This is a genomic window from Hydrogenophaga sp. (genome assembly GCF_011390835.1).
In the GTDB taxonomy this organism is placed as follows: Bacteria; Pseudomonadota; Gammaproteobacteria; order Burkholderiales; family Burkholderiaceae_C; genus Hydrogenophaga.
In genome coordinates this window covers 49,187-69,350 of the sequence record NZ_JAABRQ010000020.1, presented here as the reverse complement: position 1 = coordinate 69,350, position 20,164 = coordinate 49,187, and the positions used below count along the sequence as shown (strand labels likewise).

The following is a 20,164-nucleotide window of genomic DNA, read 5'->3' as shown; positions in this document are numbered from 1 at the left end:
ATGCTCCGAACCGGGTGCAGCAATGCACCCTACGCTTGGTGAGACTGAGGTAAGTCGTGGGCGCAGCAATGCGTCTGCGCTCTGGTCGTTGACCCAAGAAACCCCCGCTACAGCGCAAGCTTAGCGGCGGGAGATTTCATAGGATGAACATAGGCCGATGGCTTGGGACTGCATTGACCTGCGTCAACCCGGACTCGCATGTCCGGCCAAACAGTCCGCATGCCCCTTCCAGGGCCACAGAACCTGGTGGCAAATCTCTTGCGCCGCAATCCCACAGCACCAACCTCAGCCCAGCCAGAGAAAGTGCGCCGTACTGAGACTGTCAGCCCGCTGGACGAAGCGTCGACTGGGGCGGGCCGAAGACGCGGTCGAAGCACCAGGTAAAGACCACCGTGTAGCCCAGGAAGAACAGCATGATGCCGATGTCGGCGAGCAAGGCTTCCCACAGGCCGATGTCCAGCCACCAGGCCATCACCGGCACCACGATCAGCCCCAGCCCGATTTCGAAGCCGATGCCGTGCGCCGCGCGGCGCCGCCAGGTGCGGTCGCCGCTGGGCTGGCGCGCCTCCCAGGCCTCGAACAGGGCGTTGAAGGCGAAGTTGAAGGTCAGCGCGATCGCCGACAGCGACAAGGTGAGCGCCAGCGTGGACAGCGGCGAGCGGTCGAACAGCCACCACAACACGGGTGCGACCAGGGCCGTGGCGAAGACTTCGTAGAGCACGGCCTGAACAACTCGGCGGCGCTGGGGTTTGAGGGAAAGCGTCATGGGCAAGTGAGCGATGGTAGCCACCCCGAGGAGCCTTTGCGCCTCGCGGGGACACCCTGGCGTCATGCGAGGCGACTCGGGGGTGGGTAACATCCCCGGCTACTCATTCAAAAGGAGACCTCATGTTCAGCACCGCCATCGCAGGCAGCCTGCCCAAGCCATCGTGGTTGGCCGAGACCGAAAAACTCTGGCCGCAATGGAAGACCCAGGGCCCCGAGCTCCAGCAGGCCAAGGCCGACGCCACGCTGCTCTGGATCAAGGCCCAGGAAGACGCGGGTCTGGACGTGATCGGCGACGGCGAGCAGGCGCGTCAGCACTTTGTTCACGGCTTTCTGGAGCAGGTCGAGGGTATCGACTTCGAGAACAAGGTGAAGATGGGCATCCGCAACAACCGCTACGACGCCATGGTGCCGCAGGTGGTAGCGCCGCTGAGGCTCAAGGGCCGGGTGCACGCCTTCGAAGCCCAGCTGGCGCGCGCCCACACCAAGCGTAAGCTCAAGTTCACCCTCCCCGGCCCCATGACCATCGTCGACACCGTGGCCGACCGCTTCTATGGCGACAAAGTCAAGATGGCGATGGCGTTTGCCGAGCTGCTGAACCAGGAAGCGCTGGCGCTGCAGGCCGATGGCGTGGACATCGTGCAGTTCGACGAACCGGCGTTCAACGTCTACATGGCTGAGGCCGCCGAATGGGGCGTGAAGGCGCTGGAGCGTGCGGCGCAGGGCCTCACCTGCACGACCGCAGTGCACATCTGCTATGGCTACGGCATCGAGGCCAATGTGGCCTGGAAAGAAACGCTGGGCGACCAGTGGCGGCAATACGAGCAGGTGTTCCCGGCGCTAGCCAAGAGCAGCATCCAGCAGGTGAGTCTGGAGTGTTTCCACTCGCATGTGCCACCAGAGTTGATGGCGCTGCTCGAAGGCAAGGACGTGATGGTGGGCGTGATCGACGTCGCCAGCCCCGTCATCGAAACCCCCGAGCAGGTGGCTGACACGATTGGTCTGGCCTTGAAGTACGTGCCCCGGCAACACCTGATCGCCTGCACCAATTGCGGTCTGGCGCCCATGAGCCGCGAGGTGGCCATGGCCAAGCTGGAGGCGCTGGGCAAGGGCGCTGCACTGGCGCGCCAGCGCTACGGCGGCTGAGCCGGGTGTTGACCGCATGAGCGCACGTCAGCATCTATCCCCCGCCGAGCCTGCCGATCTCGGCCTCTGCCCGGATCGCACGCAGCGCCTGATCGACGTGCTGCAAGCCGAAGTCGACCGCGGATACATTCCGGGCGCCGTGGTGCTGCTCGCTCGCCACGGGCAGGTCGCGCTGCACCAGGCCATCGGCCAGCGCGATCTCGGCGCGTGCACCGCCATGACCACCGACTCCATCTTCCGCATCTACTCCATGACCAAGCCCATGGTCTCGGTCGCGGTCATGATGCTGGTTGAACAGGGTCGGTTGCTGCTCACCGACCCGGTGGCCAAGTTCCTGCCCGAGTTCGCGAATCAACAGGTGGCCGTGGAGCGCGATGGGCAAGTGAGCCTGGAGCCCGTGGCGCAAGCCGCTACGGTGCAAGACCTGCTGCGCCACACCGCCGGCCTGACCTACGAGTTCCTCGGCAACGCGCATGTGCAGCGCCTGTACGCACAAGCGAAGATCGGCTCGCGCGAGCGCAGCAACGCCGCGTTCTGCGAAACGCTGGCGACCCTGCCGCTGTTCCACCAGCCGGGGAGCCAGTGGGCCTACAGCCGCGCCACCGATGTGCTTGGCCGCTTGCTGGAGGTGGTCACCGGCCAGACGCTGGGCGAACACCTGAAGCAGGCCATCTTCACACCGCTGGGCATGCGCGACACCGCGTTCAGCGTGCCCGAGGCCGATCACGCCCGCATCGCCGAGCCGTTTGCGCACGACCCCGAAGGCGGCATCCCGATGCGGGTGCTCGAACCCCGCGAGGTACCGGCACTGGAAGCAGGCGGCGGTGGGCTGATGTCGACCACCCGCGACTACGCGCGCTTCCTGCAGTGCCTGCTCAACCGCGGCCTGCTCGATGGCGTGCGCCTGCTCGGTTCGCACACGGTGGACTTCATGACTGCCGACCACCTGGGCAGCATCCCCAGCCACGACGGCCTGCTGCCGCCCGGCCACGGCTTCGGTCTGGGCTTTGCGGTGCGCACCCGGGCTGGGGTGTCGCCTGTACCCGGTTCGGTCGGCACCTACCACTGGGGCGGCATCGCCGGCACCACCTTCTTCGTCGACCCGGCCGAAGACTTCTTCGGCATCCTGATGACCCAGGCGCCAAACCAGCGCGACCAGGTGAGAAACCTGTTCCGAAACCTCGCCTACGCCACGCTCGCCAACTGATGGAGACCAACATGTCCCACGACCACGACCACCCGGCCAACGAGCCCGCGTGGAAACACGACGGCGTGCGCGTCGTCCCTGGCAACCAGCTCGATGGCAACGTACCCAGCACACCGGGCATGGACCGAAAGGCCGCGATCAACTTCGCCCGTGTCGGCGCCCAGAAACTCTGGGCCGGGACCGTGACCATCCACCCTGACGCCAAGACCGGCGCCCACCACCATGGGCCGCTGGAAAGCGTGATCTACGTGGTGAAGGGGCGGGCCCGTATGCGCTGGGGCGAACACCTGGAGTTCACCGCCGAGGCCGGCCCGGGCGACTTCATCTACGTGCCGCCCTTTGTGCCGCACCAGGAAATCAATGCCAGCGCCACCGAGGTGCTGGAATGTGTGTTGTGCCGCAGCGACGGTCAGGCGGTGGCGGTGAACCTGGACATCGAGCCGGTGGAAAAACCCGAGCAGGTGCTTTGGGTCGATCCCACCCACCCCACCGGCGGCATTTAGCGGCGCGCCCGCCGCTGCACCCACGCAGTGACGCCGTCCTGATGCAGCGGCCGATGTCCTTCGACCCGATTTCACGCCTCCCCCATCACCCACCCATGCCACCCCAGATTCACGATCTTCACATCGCGCAGACCGACGCCCTGCCCGAGCCGCAGCAGCTGCTCAGCGAATTGCCCACCACCGAACAGGATGCGGCGCTGATTGCGGCTTCGCGCGCGGCCACCCGCGCCGTTTTGCGTGGCGAAGACGACCGTCTGCTGGTGATCGTGGGGCCTTGTTCGGTGCACGAACCAGCCTCGGCCATCGAATACGCCGATCGCCTTCGGCAAGTCATGCCCGACTTCGAGCAAGACCTGCTGCTGGTGATGCGCGTGTATTTCGAGAAGCCGCGCACCCGCATGGGCTGGAAGGGCCTGATCTACGACCCCAGCCTCGACGGCCAGGGTGACATTGGCGAAGGCCTGCGCCAGGCGCGGCGCCTGCTCATCGAGTGCACGCGCCGAGGGGTACCGGCCGCCTCCGAGATCCTGGATCTGGTCACGCCGCAGTACTACGCCGAGCTGCTCACCTGGGGCGCCATCGGCGCACGCACGGTGGAGAGCCCGCTGCACCGCCAGATGGCCTCGGCCCTGTCCGCGCCCGTGGGCTTCAAGAACCCGACCCACGGCAGCCTGGCCACCGCCATCGATGCCATTCACGTGGCCGCCCAGCCACACCGCTTTCCCACCGTCTCGCTCGAAGGCCGCGCCACCGTCATCACCACCACCGGCAACCCCGACGGCCACCTGGTCTTGCGCGGCGATGTCAACGGCCCCAACCACGGCGCAGCCCAGGTGGCCCAGGCCAGTCAGGCGCTGGCTGCGGCCCAGCTCTCGACCCGGCTGGTGATCGACTGCAGCCATGGCAACAGCAGTAAGGACCCGGCGCGCCAGCCCATCGTGGCCGCCGATGTGGCCCGGCAAGTGGCCGGTGGCAACCGCGACATCTGCGGCGTGATGCTGGAAAGCCACCTGGTCGCAGGCCGGCAAGACATTGTTCAAGGCCGCACCGGCCTGACCTACGGCCAGAGCGTGACCGATGCCTGCATTGACTGGACCTCGACCGTCGGCGTGCTGCGCGAGCTGGCAGAGGCCGTGCGCACGCGGCGCGACACCAAACCGGATTGAATGAACCATCGCCACGGTGTTGGCATCAACCTTCTGCCTTCTGTTCACCCCGTCGATCTGCTCACCAGGAGACTTCATGCGCCCCCAGCCCCACACCGCTGCTCTGTCATGGAACCGCCGCCAATGGATGCTGGGCACGGCAGCCGGTCTGCTGGGCGCGGGCGCCGCGCAAGCCGCAGACGCGCCTATGCCCATCTTCGATGCGCACCTGCACTACAGCCACGACGCCTGGGAACGCCTGCCGCCCAAAGAGGCGATCGCCCTGCTGCGCAAGGCTGGCCTAAAGCGCGCCATGGTTTCCAGCAGCAGCGACGAAGGCACGCAGATGCTGTACCGCGAAGCGCCCGATCTGATCCTGCCTTCGTTGCGGCCCTACCGCGTGCGCGGCGAGCTCGGCACCTGGATGCGTGACGCCAGTGTTGTCGGCATGCTGGAAGAGCGCCTTGCGAAGTACAAATATGTCGCGATCGGGGAGTACCACATCTTCGGCAAAGACGCCGAATTGCCCGTGATGCAGCGCGTGGTGCAACTGGCCAAGCAACATCGGATTTACCTGCATTCGCACTCCGATGCCGAAGCCATTGAGCGTCAGTTCAGCCAGGACCCCGACGCCAAAATCCTTTGGGCGCATTCGGGCTTTGACGCGCCCGACAAGGTGGGTGGCATGCTGGGCCGCCACAAGAACCTGTGGTGCGATCTCGCCTACCGTAGCGACCACGCCACCATGGGCAAGGTGAGCAGCGGCTGGCGCGACACCTTTCTGGCGTTTCCCGACCGCTTCGTGGTCGGCACCGATACCTTCACCCCCGAGCGCTGGTACTACGTGGGCGAACACGCCAACTGGACGCGCGCCTGGCTCGCCGATCTGCCACGCGACGTGGCCGAACGCATCGGCTACCGCAACGGCGAAGCCCTGTTTGCCTCAATGCCACTGACCCGCTGAGGCGCGCCATGCAACGGTTCTTTGCGCTCACCGCCATCGCCCTAGTGACCAGCATTGCCAGCGCTTCGGTGTACGCGGCCTGCCCCTTCCCGGCGGACATACCGGCCCAGATGACCACCGACGCGGTGCAGGCGCGCTGGACCACCGAGCCCCAGCCGGTGCAGGTCGGTGAGCCGTTTGCCTTGCTCGTGTCGCTGTGCCCGGCGAATGCGCAACTGCTTCGGGTGGATGCCTCCATGCCGGAGCACCGCCACGGCATGAACTACCGACCCAGCATCCAGGCTATCGGCCCGGGCCAATGGCGGGTGGAAGGTCTGGTGTGGCACATGGCCGGGCGCTGGAAACTCCAGCTCGACACGGCGCTGGCCGGCCAGCCGCACACCCTCACGCAGTCTCTGACCTTGCAATGAATCCGCACCCGAGCTGGATGCCCCCACGCTGGCGCGCATGGGCAGCGGCAGGCGCGGCGGCTCTGAGCTGGGCGGCCCTGGCCGCGGGTACAACCGCAGAACCCCCATCGCTGCTGGATTTCAGCGCGGCCGAGCGCGCGCAAATCGTGGCTCATGGCCCCTGGCCACCCAAGCCTCGGGCCGATGGGTCCAACCGCGTGCTGGGCCAAACCGCTGCGCAGGCCTGGGGCGCTTCACTGTTCTTCGACACCCGGCTCTCGGCCAACCAGCGGCTCTCATGCGCCAGCTGCCACCAGCCCAACCGCGCGTTTCAGGACGGCCTGACCACCGCCATCGGCCGCACCGCGGGCCAGCGCAACACACCCGGCCTGCTCGATGTGGCGCAGTGGCGCTGGCTGGGCTGGGGAGGCACACACGACTCGCTGTGGTCGGCCAGCCTCACGCCGCTGCTGTCCGATGGCGAAATGCAGCAGACCGTGCCCGGCCTGGCCGAGCGGGTGCGCAACACGCCGGAGCTCGCAGCCGGCTACCGCGAAGCGTTTGGTCAGGCACCGCCCACCGAGGACACCGCGCTGGTGGTCGACCTGGCCAAGGCGCTCGCAGCCTACCAGGCCACGCTGATCTCGCCGCGCACCTCTTTCGACGCCTTTCGCGACGCACTGGCGCGCGGTGATTCCGCAAGCGCCGCGCACTACTCGCCGGCAGCCCAGCGCGGCCTGCGCCTCTTCCTTGGCGAAGGCCGGTGCACCGTCTGCCACGCCGGACCCAACTTCAGCAATGGCGAGTTTGGCGACATCGGCGTGCCGTTTTTTGTGCCGGACGGTGTTGACCCCGGCCGCTATCGGGGGCTGCAGCAGCTGCTGGCCAGCCCCTACAACCGCCTGGGCGCGTTCAACGATGCCGGCGCCACCGACCCGGGCGCGGTGGGCACGCGCCATGTCATCCTGGAGCCGCGCCACTTCGGCGAATTCCGCGTGCCCAGCCTGCGCCAGCTCGTGCACACCGCGCCTTACATGCACAACGGCAGCCTGCCCAGCATCGAGACCGTGGTACAGCACTATTCGCAGCTCAACGAAGACCGACTGCACGCCGATGGCGAGCGCATCTTGCGCCGGTTGAACCTCAGCGACGAGCAGTCTGCCGACCTCGCCGCCTTTTTGCGCAGCCTGAGCGACTGAACACGCTCAGCGCCGGCGGGCCTGCAAGCGGTGCAGGAGCACCTGCCCCGCCACGCCACAGAGCGCCAGCATCAACATCAACAGCCCGAGATTGACCGCGTTTTCGTGGCTGAACAGGCCAACCGCAAAACCGCCCACCGCACCGGTGAGCTGCTGCATCAGCCCGGCCACTGCGGCGGCTGCCCCGGCCAGGGCTGGCAGCAGGCCTACGGTACCGGCCAGCGCCGGCGGCACCAGCAGGCCATTTCCCAGTCCCAGGAAAATCATGGGCAGGGCAAACGCCAGCGGGTTGTTCAGGCCAGCCAACGCCAGCACCACCATGAGAACGATACCGCCCACGGTAAGCGACTGGCCCAGCCGCATGATGGTGCGCTCATGCAGCCGGTGCACCAGGTGGGTGGTGACGAAATTGCCGACGATGTAGGACAGCGGACCGACCATGATGTAGAAGCCCACGCCGCCCGGCCCCACGCCATAGCTGCCCAGCACCACGGGCGCCCCCGCCAGGAAGGCGTAGAACGTGGCGGTGGTCGCCGACAGGATGACCACGTAGCAAATGAAGACCGGCTCGCGCGCCAGCCGCGCATAGGCCGACAGCATGGCTCGCAGCCAGTGCGGCTGCACCGTGGTGGACTTCTGATGATCGGGCAGGCCACGCCAGGCGGCCACGAATAACGCCACCGCCAGGATGGCGATCAACACGAAGTTGGCCTGCCATCCCAGCTGCACATGCAGCTGACCGCCGACCACCGTGGCCAGCGGCGGGCACAAGCCCATGGCCATGCCCACGTAGGCCATCACCCGGGTGCGCTGCGGCCCTTCAAACAGGTCCTGCACCAGCGCCCGGCCCACCACCATGCCCGCGGCGGCACCCGCGCCTTGCAGCACCCGCGCCAGGATCAGCGTGCCGAGATCGGTCGCCAGGGCCGCCATCACCGAAGCGAGAAACGTGAGCCCCAGGCCGAACAGCAGCACCCGTTTGCGGCCCCGGCGGTCTGACACCGGGCCGTACACCAGTTGCAGCAAGCCCAGCGCCACCACGTAGCTGCTGAAGGTCAGCTGCACCGCCGCCTGGCTGCTGTCGAAGATACGACCCCACTCCTGCATGGACGGCAGGCAGATGGTCATGGTCAGCAGGCCGAAGGCCAGCTGCGCGAGCAGGTTGGCGATCAGCCGACCATCGGCGGCGGGTGGGGACTGGGGAGGTGACATGAGGAGGCGTTGATCGTACCGGGCGGATGCGCCCGGTCGGCATGGCGCTTGAGGCTAACCGCAATCGCGCGCCGGTGCCTGGCCCGTCGGCGGGACAACGCCTGGCCGCCGCTCGATGGAACGCCATCCAGCCCCAAATCTGCCCGCGAGCAGGGTCAGACCAGAAATGGCGGGCAAGCGGCCCGCTTTTATGGTCTTTGGTGGCGCGCCGGGCACCCAACAATGAGAAGCCGTCAGACCTATTTCTCCCCCCAAGGCTCTCGATTGAATCCGTCCACCCTCATCGGCATGATCGCCAGCGCGCTGTTCATGGCCGTGATCCTGCTGTTTGCTGCCGACGACCCAGGCAAGTTCGTCGATCTGCCGAGCCTGGCCATCGTGTTCGGCGGCACCCTGGCGGCCACCTTCCTCAGCTACCCGCTGCGCGAAATCAAGCGGGTGTTGCCCCTGGTAGTCCAGGTCATGCGCCAGGAGCGGCTGGACAGCGTGCGCGAGATCGAAGAGCTGGTGCGCATGTCGCGCTTGTGGATTGCGGGCGACCTCAAGGCCGTGGAGAGAGCCCTGCCGTCGGTGAGCAACCCGTTTCTGCGCACCGGCGTGCAGCTCATCATCGACCGCACGCCCGAAGATGAGATCGTGGACCTGCTGCAGTGGCGCGTCGCCCATCTGCGCTCGCGCGAAATGGCCGAAGCGGCGATCTTCCGCACTATGGCCAGCTATGCGCCAGCCTTTGGCATGGTGGGCACGCTGCTTGGCCTGATCAACCTGATGGACCTGGTGGGCGCTGGCGATCTCGGCGCCATCGGCCGCCAGCTGGCGGTGGCGCTGATGACCACCTTCTACGGCGTGCTGCTGGCCAATCTGGTGTTCAAGCCGATCGCGGTCAAGCTGGAGCGGCGCACCGAAGAGCGGCTGGTCATCATGAACATGGTGCTCGAAGGCATTTCCATGATGTGCGCTGGGCGCAGTCCGTCCATGATGCGCGAGACCCTGAAAGCCTTTGTCGCTCAGTTCGACGATGAGATGTTCGACGGCGGCCACCCCGGCGCCAAGAGCCGCAAGGCAGCCTGACATGTCGGCCACGCTGAGTGCCGCCGGCACCCCGCCGCCCGCCACACCCGTGGCCCCCGCGGTCGCGCAGCCCCGCGCCAAGGCCGCAGGCCGGCGCTTTCGCCGCTGGCACCTGGACACCCCGGCCCCCACCGAAGAAGAGGGCTGGCTGCTGACCTACCTGGACGTGATCACGCTGATGTTGGTGATGATGGTGGTGATGCTGTCGCTCGCCGGTCCGCCCGACAACGCGCCGACACCGGCGCCGACGGCACAGGCCGCTTCTACAGCAGCGGCAACAGCCGCGCCCAGCGCCGCCTCCGATGAGCCCGCCGTGATTCCCCTGCCCGTGCTCACGCCCGAGACGTCATCGCGCCAGGAAAGCCCGGCGCAAGGCCTGCCGCAGCAGGGCCTGAGCCAGGAAGTGGACGTGACCGAAGACGCGAACGCCGTGCGCTTTCGGCTCAGCAGCGAGTTTCTGTTTGGCCCGGGCGGCGCCGAACTCACGCAGGCAGGCTACCCGGTGCTCGACGAGCTGATTCCGGTGCTCAACGCCGACCCCACGCTGCGCCTGGTGATCGAAGGCCACACCGACAACACGCCGATCCAAAGCGCGCGCTTCCCGTCCAACTGGGAGCTATCCACCAGCCGCGCCGCCGCCGTGGCCCGCTACCTGGCCGAGCACGGCGTGGCACCCCAGCGCCTCCAGGCCTCTGGCTTCGCAGACACCCGGCCCATCGGCGGCAAAGACAACCCGGTGGACCGAAAAGCCAATCGCCGGGTTGACCTGGTGATGGAAAAAGCGCAAGCGGCACCGGCGCGGCGCTGAGGCTCACAAGCCCGCAACACGCAGCCGCGCGCCACCGCTGGCCCGATACACTGCCGCCATGAGCAGCGCGCAGTACTGGCTGATGAAATCCGAGCCCAACGAGTGTTCGATCGATGACGCGCTCCAGGCGCCCCACGCCACCGTGCCCTGGACCGGTGTGCGCAACTACCAGGCGCGCAACTTCATGCGCGATGCGATGCAAGCGGGCGATGGCGTGCTGTTCTACCACTCGAGTTGCCCAGAGCCGGGCATCGCCGGCATCGCCGAAGTAGCCTCGGGCACGCGCCCCGACCCCACCCAGTTCGACCCAGCCTCGCCCTACTTTGACCCCAAGTCCCAATCCGATCAGCCGCGCTGGCTGCTGCTCGATGTGAAGGCCTTGCGCAAGACGCGGCTGATCGGCCTGCCCGAGCTGCGCGCCTCACCTGAGCTGGCCGACATGCTGCTGCTCAAGCGCGGCAACCGGCTTTCGATCACGCCGGTGAGCGAGGTGCACTGGGGTCTCATCACGCAGCGGCTGCTGGGCGACTGACATCACCAGACGCGCGTTGGACGCGCGTCCGATGCTTGACTATTTCTTGTCGAACCACGAATCGGTGGCCTTGCGCTCCCACTCACCGATCTGCTTTTCAGCGTCGTCCTTGGCTACGCCGTAGCGCTCCTGGATCTTGCCAGCCAACTGGTCACGGCGACCAGCAACGACATCCAGGTCGTCATCGGTCAGCTTGCCCCATTGTTCTTTGGCCCGGCCAGTCACCTGTTTCCAGCTGCCTTGAATGCGTTCCCAATTCATGCGTTTCTCCTAAGAGCTGATATTTGAGCTCGGCGGATTGACCCGCCGCACGGGATCAAGGGCGGACAACGATCTCATTCTTGACCGCCCGCACACCCTTGACCTTCCAGGTCAGGTTGGTGGCGACCAACTGCTCTGCGACGTTCTTGGCAAAGCCCGTGAGCATCACCGTGCCGTTCAGGGTTTCGACACTGATCGACGCAGCGTCGACTTCCTTGCTTTCGATGAAGCGTGCCTTCACCGCGGTGGTGATCGCTGTATCGTCTACATAGGATCCGACGGTTTCCTGTCCACGCGTGACGGCGCAGCCGGTGGCGGAAAGCAGGGCAACCGCGGTGACGATGGCGGCGAGTAGGTTGCGAGTGATCATGGTGTGGGTCCAGTCAGGTTGAGGGTGGGTTTGTGAATGCCAGCGGGGCGGGTGGTCCGTCCTCGACATCCGGTCGGGGGCTTCCCTGCGGAAGATCTCAACTCGGCAGAAGCTCCGTTGTGCGGAGCCCTCATGCCGATGAACAGACTGTAGGAACACCAACCGGTGAGGGCCATCGGCCCCGGCCCCTCCTGCGTGTAGGACGGCACCTTGTCGTCAACGGCTCGGGTCGACCGACCGAGCGGTCAGGCTGGCGACGTTGTGCGGGATTCCGGCAGCGTCACCACAATCTGGGTGCCTCGTCCGGGGCTGGACACCAGGGTCAGCTTGCCGCCCTCGGCCTCGACGCGAAAGCGCATGCCCAGCAAGCCGAAGGTGGACTTCGCTGGCGCTGACGTGTCAAAACCAACTCCGTCGTCGCAAACCGACACCTCGACCTGGCCGTTGCGCGCGAGCATGTTCACCCAGACGCGACGCGCGCGCGCGTACTTGCTGATGTTGGTGATGGCTTCCTGCACCAGTCGGTAGACCATCAGCTCGGCGTTGGCGCTGAGCTTGACCGGCGACAGCGCGCAGTCGACAGCGATCCCGGTCTGATCAGCGAATTCACGCGTCAGAATCTCCAAGGTCGGCACCAGACCCAGGTTGCCCAGCGTCGAGGGCCGCAGGTCTTCGATGATGCTGCGGCCCAGCGCAATGCTCTGGTTCAGCGTCTGCACCAGATGGGCCAGCCGTTCGAGCGCCTCGGGAGAGGTGCCAGCCAGCCGCGACTTGATGCGTGCCGCATCCAGCTTGGCCGACGTCAGTAACGAGCCGAGTTCATCGTGCAGGTTGCGCGCCAGGCGGTTGCGCTCGTCTTCGCGTGCCGTCTGAAGGTGGCGTGCCAGTTTGGTGAGCTGCTCCGTTCGCTGGGCAACCTCGATTTCCAGCCGGTCTCGCTCAGCCTGCACCAGATCTTTGAGTCGCTTCTGCTGCTGCTTGAGCTCGTCGGTTCTGCGCAGAAACAGGTACAGCGCCAACAGACTGATGGCGGTCAGAAGCGCCATGCCGATGCGCCGGCCTTTCAGCGTCCTATCAAGCGTTTCACGGCCGGCGTCGGCTTGCAGTGCCTGCGAATCCAGCAGCTCGGTTCCGAGCGCGCGGATGGCCTCCATCTGCTGCTTGTTGAGTGCGCTGAGCACGATGTCGGTGCTGGCAGCGCTCTTGCCCTCGTCGTACAGGCGGATGGCCACCGCCAGCTCCGTCAGCTTGGTATCGGTCAGGGCACGCAAGTTGTCGAGTCTCTCGACGCTGGTCGCGCTGGATGCGTAGTACCGATCAAGGCGACTGAACGATTCATCGATGTCTCTGAGCGCCTGGTCATAGGGCGCCAGGTATTCCCTGCGGGCGGTCAGCAGGTAGCCTCGTTGCCCCGCCTCGGCAGCCAGCACGCTTTGCTGAAGACGCAGGATGTCGCTGCGGGCGTCCCCGATCGCAGCAAGGTCGTTCAGCGCCCGTGCCGACTGCCAGTACGCCCCTTCGCTGAGGACCACCATCCCCACCGCCGCAGCCACAGCCAGCGTCAGCACAATGCGACTGTGTCTGAGACCCTTGATCACGTTCATGCTCAGTTCCCCTGAGACACCGGCGAACCGGGTGCGCAATGCCAAGCGCCGAAGCCCGGGCCGGAAGGACCCAGTGGACCACAGAGCTCAGGCGAATGCCGGCTGGAGGCGGACCTTCGCCAGCGCAGCAGGGGTGTGACGCGACAAGCGGCGCCAAACGGGACCATCAGGGTGAGGCGACAGCGCTGCTGCCTTGGCCATCGCCGGCAGCGAGTGTGGCGCAATAGGCCATCAGTCCCTCGATCTCGTTGGACTTGTCGAACACCCTGTCTGCGCCCAGCGCGAGACACTTCTGGCGCATGACGGGTGTGGCGTAGTTGCTCAGGACCACCAGTCTGTAGCGCTGCGGCAGCGCTTGCGCCGCCCTGAGCACCCCCAGGCCGGAGCCCCCCTGAAGAAAGATGTCGACGATCACCAGGTCCACCGGATGAAGTGGGTCTCCGAGCCAGCGCACGGCGGTCGCTTCGTCCACAGCGGTGCCCACGACCTCGGCCGGCACCAGTTCTTCCAGCGTGGCGATCAGGTTCTCGCGGATCACCGGGCTATCTTCGACGAGGTAAATATTGAGCAAGTGGAAAAGCGCGTGGCCTGGTTGCAGCCTGCAACCCAAACCATGGCCCATGTGAAACGATGGGATTCATTGACAAGGCGATGTCGGGCCGTGCCAACGCACGTCCACGGACACGTGAGGGGAGGATACCCTCGCCAAGTCGGTCAAGCTGTCTCTCGACTCCACGACCTTTTGTAGGACCTCACCTACTCGCCACCCGCTGCAGTCCGTGTTCACCGCACACCGCAAAGCGCACCTGTAGGACTTCGATTACTCCGTGAGGCGGCAACGTCTGCTGGTCGTGCCGTTGCGTCGGTCGTAGTCTCTGTTCAGCCCATGAGCACGGCCTCCCCCTCGCATTGCCCGCTCGGGCATCTTTCCGGAGGCCGCCCCGCCACCGGGCGCAATTTTGGTCATACTGTTGCCTCAGGAGATATCTCATGCTGGAAACCATCGCGGTCGTCCTCATCGTGCTCTGGCTGGCCGGGGTGGTCAGCGCCTACACCATGGGTGGCTTCATCCACATTCTGCTGATCATCGCGGTAGTCCTGATCCTGCTTCGCGTGATCCAAGGCCGGCGCCTGTGACGACCACTTTCACCACCCCGGGGCACGATCGCACCGCGACCGAGACCCGACAACAGGAGACTCAACCATGAATTCCCTCAAGATGGTAGGCATTGCGCTGCTCGTGGCCGGCGCCATCGGCCTGGCCTACGGCAGTTTCAGCTTTACGAAACAAACCCACGAAGCCCAGGTGGGTCCACTCACACTATCGGTCGAGGAAAAGCAGACCGTCAACGTACCGGTCTGGGCAGGCGTCGGCGCGATGCTGGTCGGCGGAGCGCTGCTGATTTTCGGCGGCAAGCGAAGCTAGCTGCGGCCACAGCCAGTCAATGGCGAGCACAGCGATAAGACACGCTCAGGTCACCGCATTCAACCGGAGATGCTATGACGAACTTTTTTGTTGTCACGATAGCGAGCCACGGCTTACACGTTGCACCGCCGAAGCTGGACTTTACTCAGGCCGTCACCACGGTGACCCAGGTCCCCAAGGTGGAGGGGCTTGGCGTCTTCGCAGCAATCGATGTCCAGGCCACGATAAATGCCAAGCCCGGTGTCGACCGTCGCCTCCATCGCATTCAGGGCTCCTACAGTGCACCGATGGCGCACAGCGGAGCCCGGCAGCTGAGTCTGCCTGCTGCTGCCAGCGAAAGCACGCAGTTCGACGCCTGGTGCCGTTCGGAGGCATTTGCACTGGCGCCGGCAAACAGCTGCCCACAACTGCATATTGGAAGAAAACGCCACGAGCCTCGGTACGCTGCTGTTGATTGTCGGTGCCGTCCCGACCTGGGGCCACGGCAAGAGCTGGAGCCACGGGACGATCAGTGGGCGCGGCCTAGTGGCCGACATCCAGGTCGCTTTGCTGCTCACGGGGCACTTGTGATCACGCGTCCCACACCGGCGACCAGATGGTCGCCGGTGTGGGGCACGCAGTCTGAAGCCTGAGCACACGGTGATGAAACTGCACACGCTCTGGTGGGCCAGTCTGGCACTGGCCCTGGGTGCGTGCAGCAGCCTGCCGAGAATCAATCCGGATCTGGAGGGTCGGACCCGCCCGCCCGTACAGCTCGAGGGTGCACGAGGCCCCCTGTCGGCCGCACAAAGCAAGGCCGTGATCGACCGTCTGAAGAAGAGCGGCAACGTGACCGGCCTCTTCGACCGCCACCTGGCAGTGGCGGAAACCATTGCCGGCAGCCCGCTGACCACCGGCAACGAAGTGCGCCTGCTGCAGGACGGTCCGGCCACCTACCGGGCAATGGTCGCCGCAATCGAAGCGGCCAAGGACCATATCAACATGGAGACCTACATCCTCGACGACGACGAGGTCGGCCAGCGATTCGCTGAGGCCCTGATTGCCAAGCAGGCGCAGGGCGTGCAGGTCAACCTCATCCGCGACAGCGTGGGCACCGTCGGCACGCCGGCGGCGTTCTGGGAGCGTTTGACGGCAAGCGGCATCCGCGTGCTCGAGTTCAACCCGATCAATCCCCTGGCCGCGCGCAAGGCCTGGTCGTTAAACCAGCGCGACCATCGCAAGCTGCTGATCGTCGATGGCCACACCGCCTTTCTTGGCGGTATCAACATCAGCAGCGTCTATTCGGGTGGCTCGTTCAAGCGCGGGTCGCGCGCTCAGCCCAAAGTTGACGCGCCAGGGGCCCAGGAACTGGGCCCGGCCTGGCGCGACACCGACCTGCGGTTGCGCGGCCCCGTGGTGGCCGATTTGCAAGAACTATTCATCAACACCTGGGCCCAGCAAAAGGGCGCCGCGCTGGACGAGAAGAACTACTTCCCGCCACTGCAAAGCGTGGGCCCGCATGTGGTGCGCGCCATCGGAAGCTCGCCCGAGGAACCTTACAGCCAAATCTACGCCACGCTGCTGTCGGCGATTGGCAGCGCCGAGAACAGTGTGTGCATCACCAATGCCTATTTCGTGCCCGACCTGCAGTTGCTGGCCGCGCTTGAGGATGCGGCGCGGCGCGGTGTCGATGTCAGTCTGATCCTGCCCAGCCAGACCGATTCATGGCTGGTCTTTCATGCCGGGCGCCGCTCCTACGCGCGACTGCTGCGCGCCGGCGTGAAAATTTTCGAGCGCCAGGGCGTGATCCTGCATTCGAAGACCGCCTTGATCGACGGCGTATGGGCCACGGTCGGTTCGACGAATCTCGACTGGCGCAGCTTCCTGCACAACCACGAGCTCAACGCCGTGGTGCTTGGCGCGGAGTTCGGCCAACAGCTGCAGGCCATGTTCGACCGCGACCTTGCTGCGTCGGATGCCATCACGCTCGAAGCCTGGCAGCGCCGTGGCCTGGACTTGCGGGTCAAGGAGCTGTTCGCCGGGGCCTGGGAATACTGGCTTTGATCGCCAACGCGTTGGTCTGAAGGGGGCTACGCGGTCCACGAACAGCGCGCCACAACCCGCAGGGGGCTGGTCAGGCCTCGAGCATCTCGCCAACCGGCTTGAGGTCATCGACCCGGTCGCACACGGCCTTGATCATCAGCAGGATCGGAACGCCGAGCACCAGGCCCCACACCCCCCACAGCCAGCCAAAGGCGAGCACAGCGATGAACACGGCCACCGCGCTCAGGCGGCTGGCGCGGCCTGTCATCCAGGGCATGAGCAAGTTGCCCAGGATGATCTGGACCAGCGTGGAAACGCCGGCCACCAGCAGCGCCATCTCGACACTGCCGAACTGGACGAAACCGACCAGCGCCGAACCGCCCACCAACACCAATGGGCCCATATAGGGAACGAAGTTGAGCACAAAAGCCAGCAGTCCCCACACAGCCGGGTGTTCCAGACCGATGGCCCAATAGACGAGCCAGGTCACCAAGCCAGTGATCGCGCTGACCTGGACCTGCACGATTAGGTACCGTTGTATCTGATGCGTGATTTCGTCCAGGGCTTGCACCGTGACCCTTCTGCGCGCCAAGGTCGGACCGGCGAGCTTGACCACCTTGCGGCGAAAGGTGTTGCCCGAAGCCAGCAGAAAAAAGGTCAGAAAGATCACCACCGTGGCTTGTCCGATCGATGCCGCCATGGTGGGCATGCTGGTCCAGAGGTAGTCTTTCAGGTTGAACTGCGCCCGTTCGATTTGCACCCGCGTCACGCCCTTCGCCGCGGTAGCGGGCGCCGCTCCCTCCTTGGCGGCCTCTTCGAGCTGCGTGGCCGCGATCTGCACCTTGTCGATCGTGGTCGCGGGTTGGTGGCGAGTGGCGCGCGCCGCCTGCCGAATCTTCAGGGCTGCGTCGGGCAGGGATTCAACGAACTGGGTCGCGTCATCGCTCAAGGTGTAGACGACCCATCCGGTGCCACCGATCACCATCATCATCAGCAGCGCAGCACCAATAGCGCGTGGGATGCGCCATCGCTGCAGTCGGGTCACAGCCGGCGACAGGGCGTAGCTAAACATCACACCCAGCAGCAACGGGATGAATACCGGGCTGGCCCAGTGCAGCATGAAGATCGAGCCCAGTGTTGCGAGCAGCGCCAGCGACACACCTCGATGGCCATCCGATCGGTGCAAAAGAAGTGGCACTTGTGCAGACGGCGCGAGATCACCTGTCGGCTGAACGCCGGTTGGGGTGATAGCTTCAAAAGGGGTGGTGGGCGGCGTGTCGGTCATGTGCAAGCGTAAGGCACGCGACCCGTGCTGTGAGAAGTGATTGCATGAATGAAAAGAGCGGCGCGCAGGCTGCGTCCGAGCGGCTCGGTTCTGCCGTCACGGCCTGTTGTCCTACCTCGACTTGCTGCTCCCGCTGATGGCCGGGTCCGGCACGACCGGTCACAGTCGTGCTCAAGACAGGCCTGCGCAATGCAAACAGCGCAGGTCCTGCGGTACACAACCACGAATGAACTTCATGAAAACACTGGCTCTCCTGGTCCTTGCTGGCGCTGTCCTCACACCGGCCCATGCCGTGACCAACATCGGCATCTCCATCGGCATCCATGCGCCGGGCCAATACGGCCGCATCGACATCAACAACTACCCGCAGCCAAGGCTCGTGTACGCGCAACCGATCGTCCATGCACCTTCACCGGTTTCCATGCACCAGAGACCGATCTACCTCTATGTGCCACAACGCCACCAAGCCGACTGGGGCCGCTACTGCCGCAGCTACCGTGCCTGCGGGCAGCCGGTGTATTTCGTGCAGGAAGCCTGGGTGCAGGACGAGTACCGCCGTGAACACGACAACCGCAATGGCCGCAAGAAGTTCAAGAACAAAGAACGGGACGATCACAAAAAGGGACGCGGCCATTGACAACGCTCCGATCGATCTTGGCAACCCGCCAGCGACAGTCACCTCAACCACCGATGGAATCACCATGAAAATCCAACGCGCACTCTCTCTCCTCGTCATCACCGCCGCCTTCATGCTCGGTGGGTGTGCAGGCATGTCACGCCAGGAGGTCAGCACCGTGACCGGGGCGGCCGTCGGCGCCGTCGCCGGCGCAGCGGTGGGGGGTCCCATTGCCACCGTGGGCGGCGCAGTCGTCGGTGGCGTGGTCGGCAACGAGGTCGGCAAGAAGTAATCGCCAGGCACTTGAAGCCAGGCGCGCTAGGGGCGCGCTTTTTTTCGTCTTCTTGGTTATCGAACTTCTTCATGTGACGAAGCGCTGAAAGCGCCTGGACCGCGCATGCGCGTTTGCCGATGCGGTGCAGACTGTAGGGCGCGTCCTACAGCCATCTCGCTGCTGGTCCGATGGTGCGATCCGCCTTGCGGGACCACCATGGCTTGACTCAGCGCCCGCAATCCGCCGGCCGACTTGAAAGCCCGTCATGCACAGCTCAACCACCCAAGGAACGGCAATCGCAACAGCACAAGCGATGCTGGAAAACCGCCTGCATCGGCCGTCCCGTTACCCGTACGCCGTGTCGCCGCGCGCGTCGGTCTGGCCTGCGGTGGTGGCCACGATCTGCGCCGGCGCGCTGCTGTGGTCATTTCACCAGGTGGTGCAAGCGAGCGTTCAACAGGCCGAGGTCAGGACCCAGGCCGCCGCCGATCATGCCCACGCGGCCCTGAGATGTCACCCCACTCTCGGAGCGGTGCAGCGGGCGCATTGCCTCGAACAGCTCAACCCCTCTCGCCGGTATGTCGCTGCGCTGAGCACGACGGGTGGCGTCGAACCGGGCGTCGGGCTCCTGTTTCAGCGTTGATTCCGGTACTGGCCCGGCCTTCGGGCTCGCTCCATCAGCTTTTGACCAACCGCCACACGAACCCCAAGAAAGTCCGAATGACCAGCTGCCCATCATCACCAAAACGTTTGCGCTGGATGCTCCTTGCGGCGTGTGCCGCACTGGGTGCCGTGCCTGTGCTGGGCGCGGACAAGGAGGCGTCAAGTGGCTCGGAGGCACGCTACCAGCGCGATGTCGCAGCCTGCAGGACAGTTGCCCAGGGAGCCGACCCAGCCGCTTGCCTTCGCGAAGCGGGTGCGGTACGAGACAGCAAGGGCGTCAGCCGTGTCGACCCCGACCCCGAGCGCTTGGTGCGCAACGCACTGAAGCGTTGCGAACCCCTGCCCGAGCCCGAGCGCAGCGAATGCGTGGCACATATCCACGGCAATGGCAGCACGAGCGGCAGCGTCGCCGGCGGTGGCGTCTTGCGCGAGCTGGTCACGCCCAAACCAGCTGCGCCAATCGCGTCGTCGGCAGCCAGCACAGCACCGCCCACCGCAAAGTAGTCCATGTGGTCGGTCAGTGGCCAAGTGCGTGGTTCGCTACCCATCATTTTCAATCGTGGACATCGGCTCAGCATTCCCCTGAGGGCTGGTCGGCAAGGTCACCCATCGCCGGCGCAGTCGCAAAGCCCAAACGCGCTGCCGAACACCGAAACGGCTCCCTGAAACCGGGCGCCGTTGACGGCGTTGCAAAGGCTTTTC

At 65.4% G+C, this 20,164-nt stretch carries 24 protein-coding genes and 1 pseudogene; 18 read left to right on the top strand and 7 right to left on the bottom strand.

Going from position 1 to position 20,164, the window contains the following annotated elements:
- Positions 1-322: 322 nt before the first annotated feature.
- The gene (locus GPT34_RS12925) at positions 323-766 is read right to left on the bottom strand and encodes a PACE efflux transporter (RefSeq protein ID WP_291013080.1); all 444 of its coding nucleotides are present in this window, start codon (positions 764-766) and stop codon (positions 323-325) included.
- Positions 767-888: 122 nt separating this feature from the next.
- Here GPT34_RS12925 and GPT34_RS12920 point away from each other — a divergent pair, with 122 nt between their 5' ends.
- The 7 genes from GPT34_RS12920 to GPT34_RS12890 all read left to right on the top strand — a co-directional run bounded on the left by GPT34_RS12920 (position 889) and on the right by GPT34_RS12890 (position 7,318).
- Positions 889-1,911: a methionine synthase gene (locus tag GPT34_RS12920; protein WP_291013077.1), complete on the top strand. Its 1,023-nt coding sequence runs from the start codon at positions 889-891 to the stop codon at positions 1,909-1,911.
- A 16-nt stretch (positions 1,912-1,927) separates the two neighbouring features.
- Positions 1,928-3,118: a serine hydrolase domain-containing protein gene (locus GPT34_RS12915; RefSeq protein WP_291013076.1), complete on the top strand. Its 1,191-nt coding sequence runs from the start codon at positions 1,928-1,930 to the stop codon at positions 3,116-3,118.
- Positions 3,119-3,129: 11 nt separating this feature from the next.
- Positions 3,130-3,621: a cupin domain-containing protein gene (locus GPT34_RS12910; RefSeq protein WP_291013074.1), complete on the top strand. Its 492-nt coding sequence runs from the start codon at positions 3,130-3,132 to the stop codon at positions 3,619-3,621.
- Positions 3,622-3,716: 95 nt separating this feature from the next.
- Positions 3,717-4,787: a 3-deoxy-7-phosphoheptulonate synthase gene (locus GPT34_RS12905; protein ID WP_291013071.1), complete on the top strand. Its 1,071-nt coding sequence runs from the start codon at positions 3,717-3,719 to the stop codon at positions 4,785-4,787.
- A 76-nt stretch (positions 4,788-4,863) separates the two neighbouring features.
- Complete coding sequence (locus tag GPT34_RS12900) at positions 4,864-5,730, top strand: amidohydrolase family protein (RefSeq protein WP_291013069.1); 867 nt, start codon at positions 4,864-4,866, stop codon at positions 5,728-5,730.
- Between the two features lie 8 nt (positions 5,731-5,738).
- A complete protein-coding gene (locus tag GPT34_RS12895) occupies positions 5,739-6,140 on the top strand; it encodes a hypothetical protein (protein ID WP_291013068.1) in 402 nt (133 codons plus the stop codon).
- Positions 6,141-6,157: 17 nt separating this feature from the next.
- The gene (locus GPT34_RS12890; protein ID WP_291013065.1) at positions 6,158-7,318 is read left to right on the top strand and encodes a cytochrome c peroxidase; all 1,161 of its coding nucleotides are present in this window, start codon (positions 6,158-6,160) and stop codon (positions 7,316-7,318) included.
- A 6-nt stretch (positions 7,319-7,324) separates the two neighbouring features.
- On the opposite strand, the gene GPT34_RS12885 is transcribed toward GPT34_RS12890, so the two are convergent.
- Positions 7,325-8,530, bottom strand: coding sequence for a multidrug effflux MFS transporter (locus GPT34_RS12885; protein WP_291013063.1), 1,206 nt, complete (start codon positions 8,528-8,530; stop codon positions 7,325-7,327).
- Positions 8,531-8,794: 264 nt separating this feature from the next.
- On the opposite strand from GPT34_RS12885, the gene GPT34_RS12880 reads away from it, so the two are divergent.
- Genes GPT34_RS12880 through GPT34_RS12870 form a run of 3 tightly spaced genes read left to right on the top strand, consistent with a single transcriptional unit; the run spans position 8,795 to position 10,941 of the window.
- A complete protein-coding gene (locus GPT34_RS12880; protein WP_291013060.1) occupies positions 8,795-9,601 on the top strand; it encodes a MotA/TolQ/ExbB proton channel family protein in 807 nt (268 codons plus the stop codon).
- Position 9,602: 1 nt separating this feature from the next.
- On the top strand, positions 9,603-10,409 hold the full coding sequence (locus GPT34_RS12875; protein WP_291013057.1) for an OmpA family protein: 807 nt from the start codon (positions 9,603-9,605) through the stop codon (positions 10,407-10,409).
- A 58-nt stretch (positions 10,410-10,467) separates the two neighbouring features.
- Complete coding sequence (locus GPT34_RS12870) at positions 10,468-10,941, top strand: EVE domain-containing protein (protein WP_291013055.1); 474 nt, start codon at positions 10,468-10,470, stop codon at positions 10,939-10,941.
- Between the two features lie 39 nt (positions 10,942-10,980).
- Here GPT34_RS12870 and GPT34_RS12865 read toward each other — a convergent pair whose 3' ends face one another.
- The 4 genes from GPT34_RS12865 to GPT34_RS12850 all read right to left on the bottom strand — a co-directional run bounded on the left by GPT34_RS12865 (position 10,981) and on the right by GPT34_RS12850 (position 13,798).
- Complete coding sequence (locus GPT34_RS12865; RefSeq protein ID WP_291013053.1) at positions 10,981-11,202, bottom strand: CsbD family protein; 222 nt, start codon at positions 11,200-11,202, stop codon at positions 10,981-10,983.
- Between the two features lie 55 nt (positions 11,203-11,257).
- Entirely contained in the window at positions 11,258-11,572 is a 315-nt protein-coding gene (locus GPT34_RS12860) for a BON domain-containing protein (RefSeq protein ID WP_291013050.1), read from the bottom strand.
- Between the two features lie 245 nt (positions 11,573-11,817).
- Positions 11,818-13,176, bottom strand: coding sequence for a CHASE3 domain-containing protein (locus tag GPT34_RS12855; protein WP_291013048.1), 1,359 nt, complete (start codon positions 13,174-13,176; stop codon positions 11,818-11,820).
- A 166-nt stretch (positions 13,177-13,342) separates the two neighbouring features.
- On the bottom strand, positions 13,343-13,798 hold the full coding sequence (locus tag GPT34_RS12850; RefSeq protein WP_291013046.1) for a response regulator: 456 nt from the start codon (positions 13,796-13,798) through the stop codon (positions 13,343-13,345).
- A 368-nt stretch (positions 13,799-14,166) separates the two neighbouring features.
- On the opposite strand from GPT34_RS12850, the gene GPT34_RS12845 reads away from it, so the two are divergent.
- From GPT34_RS12845 to cls, 4 genes and pseudogenes are all read left to right on the top strand, one after another.
- Positions 14,167-14,313: a lmo0937 family membrane protein gene (locus tag GPT34_RS12845; RefSeq protein WP_291013043.1), complete on the top strand. Its 147-nt coding sequence runs from the start codon at positions 14,167-14,169 to the stop codon at positions 14,311-14,313.
- A 55-nt stretch (positions 14,314-14,368) separates the two neighbouring features.
- Positions 14,369-14,602 (top strand): annotated as a pseudogene (locus tag GPT34_RS12840) (hypothetical protein); the annotation flags it as partial.
- A gap of 375 nt (positions 14,603-14,977) precedes the next feature.
- Positions 14,978-15,172 carry a DUF3309 family protein gene (locus GPT34_RS17750; protein WP_363356873.1) on the top strand — a complete coding sequence of 65 codons (195 nt, stop codon included), beginning with the start codon at positions 14,978-14,980 and terminating at the stop codon, positions 15,170-15,172.
- 72 nt (positions 15,173-15,244) lie between these two features.
- Positions 15,245-16,645 (top strand): cardiolipin synthase, encoded by a 1,401-nt coding sequence (gene cls, locus GPT34_RS12830; RefSeq protein ID WP_291013039.1) that lies wholly within the window; start codon positions 15,245-15,247, stop codon positions 16,643-16,645.
- 70 nt (positions 16,646-16,715) lie between these two features.
- On the opposite strand, the gene GPT34_RS12825 is transcribed toward cls, so the two are convergent.
- Positions 16,716-17,909 carry an AI-2E family transporter gene (locus GPT34_RS12825; RefSeq protein WP_291013037.1) on the bottom strand — a complete coding sequence of 398 codons (1,194 nt, stop codon included), beginning with the start codon at positions 17,907-17,909 and terminating at the stop codon, positions 16,716-16,718.
- A 235-nt stretch (positions 17,910-18,144) separates the two neighbouring features.
- Between GPT34_RS12825 and GPT34_RS12820 the strand changes: the two genes are divergently transcribed.
- The 4 genes from GPT34_RS12820 (at position 18,145) to GPT34_RS12805 (ending at position 19,966) form a co-directional block, all read left to right on the top strand.
- Positions 18,145-18,546, top strand: coding sequence for a hypothetical protein (locus tag GPT34_RS12820; protein WP_291013035.1), 402 nt, complete (start codon positions 18,145-18,147; stop codon positions 18,544-18,546).
- A 64-nt stretch (positions 18,547-18,610) separates the two neighbouring features.
- Entirely contained in the window at positions 18,611-18,817 is a 207-nt protein-coding gene (locus GPT34_RS12815; protein WP_291013032.1) for a glycine zipper 2TM domain-containing protein, read from the top strand.
- 247 nt (positions 18,818-19,064) lie between these two features.
- Positions 19,065-19,442 carry a hypothetical protein gene (locus GPT34_RS12810; RefSeq protein ID WP_291013028.1) on the top strand — a complete coding sequence of 126 codons (378 nt, stop codon included), beginning with the start codon at positions 19,065-19,067 and terminating at the stop codon, positions 19,440-19,442.
- Between the two features lie 116 nt (positions 19,443-19,558).
- Complete coding sequence (locus tag GPT34_RS12805) at positions 19,559-19,966, top strand: hypothetical protein (RefSeq protein WP_291013026.1); 408 nt, start codon at positions 19,559-19,561, stop codon at positions 19,964-19,966.
- The last annotated feature ends 198 nt before the right edge of the window (positions 19,967-20,164 follow it).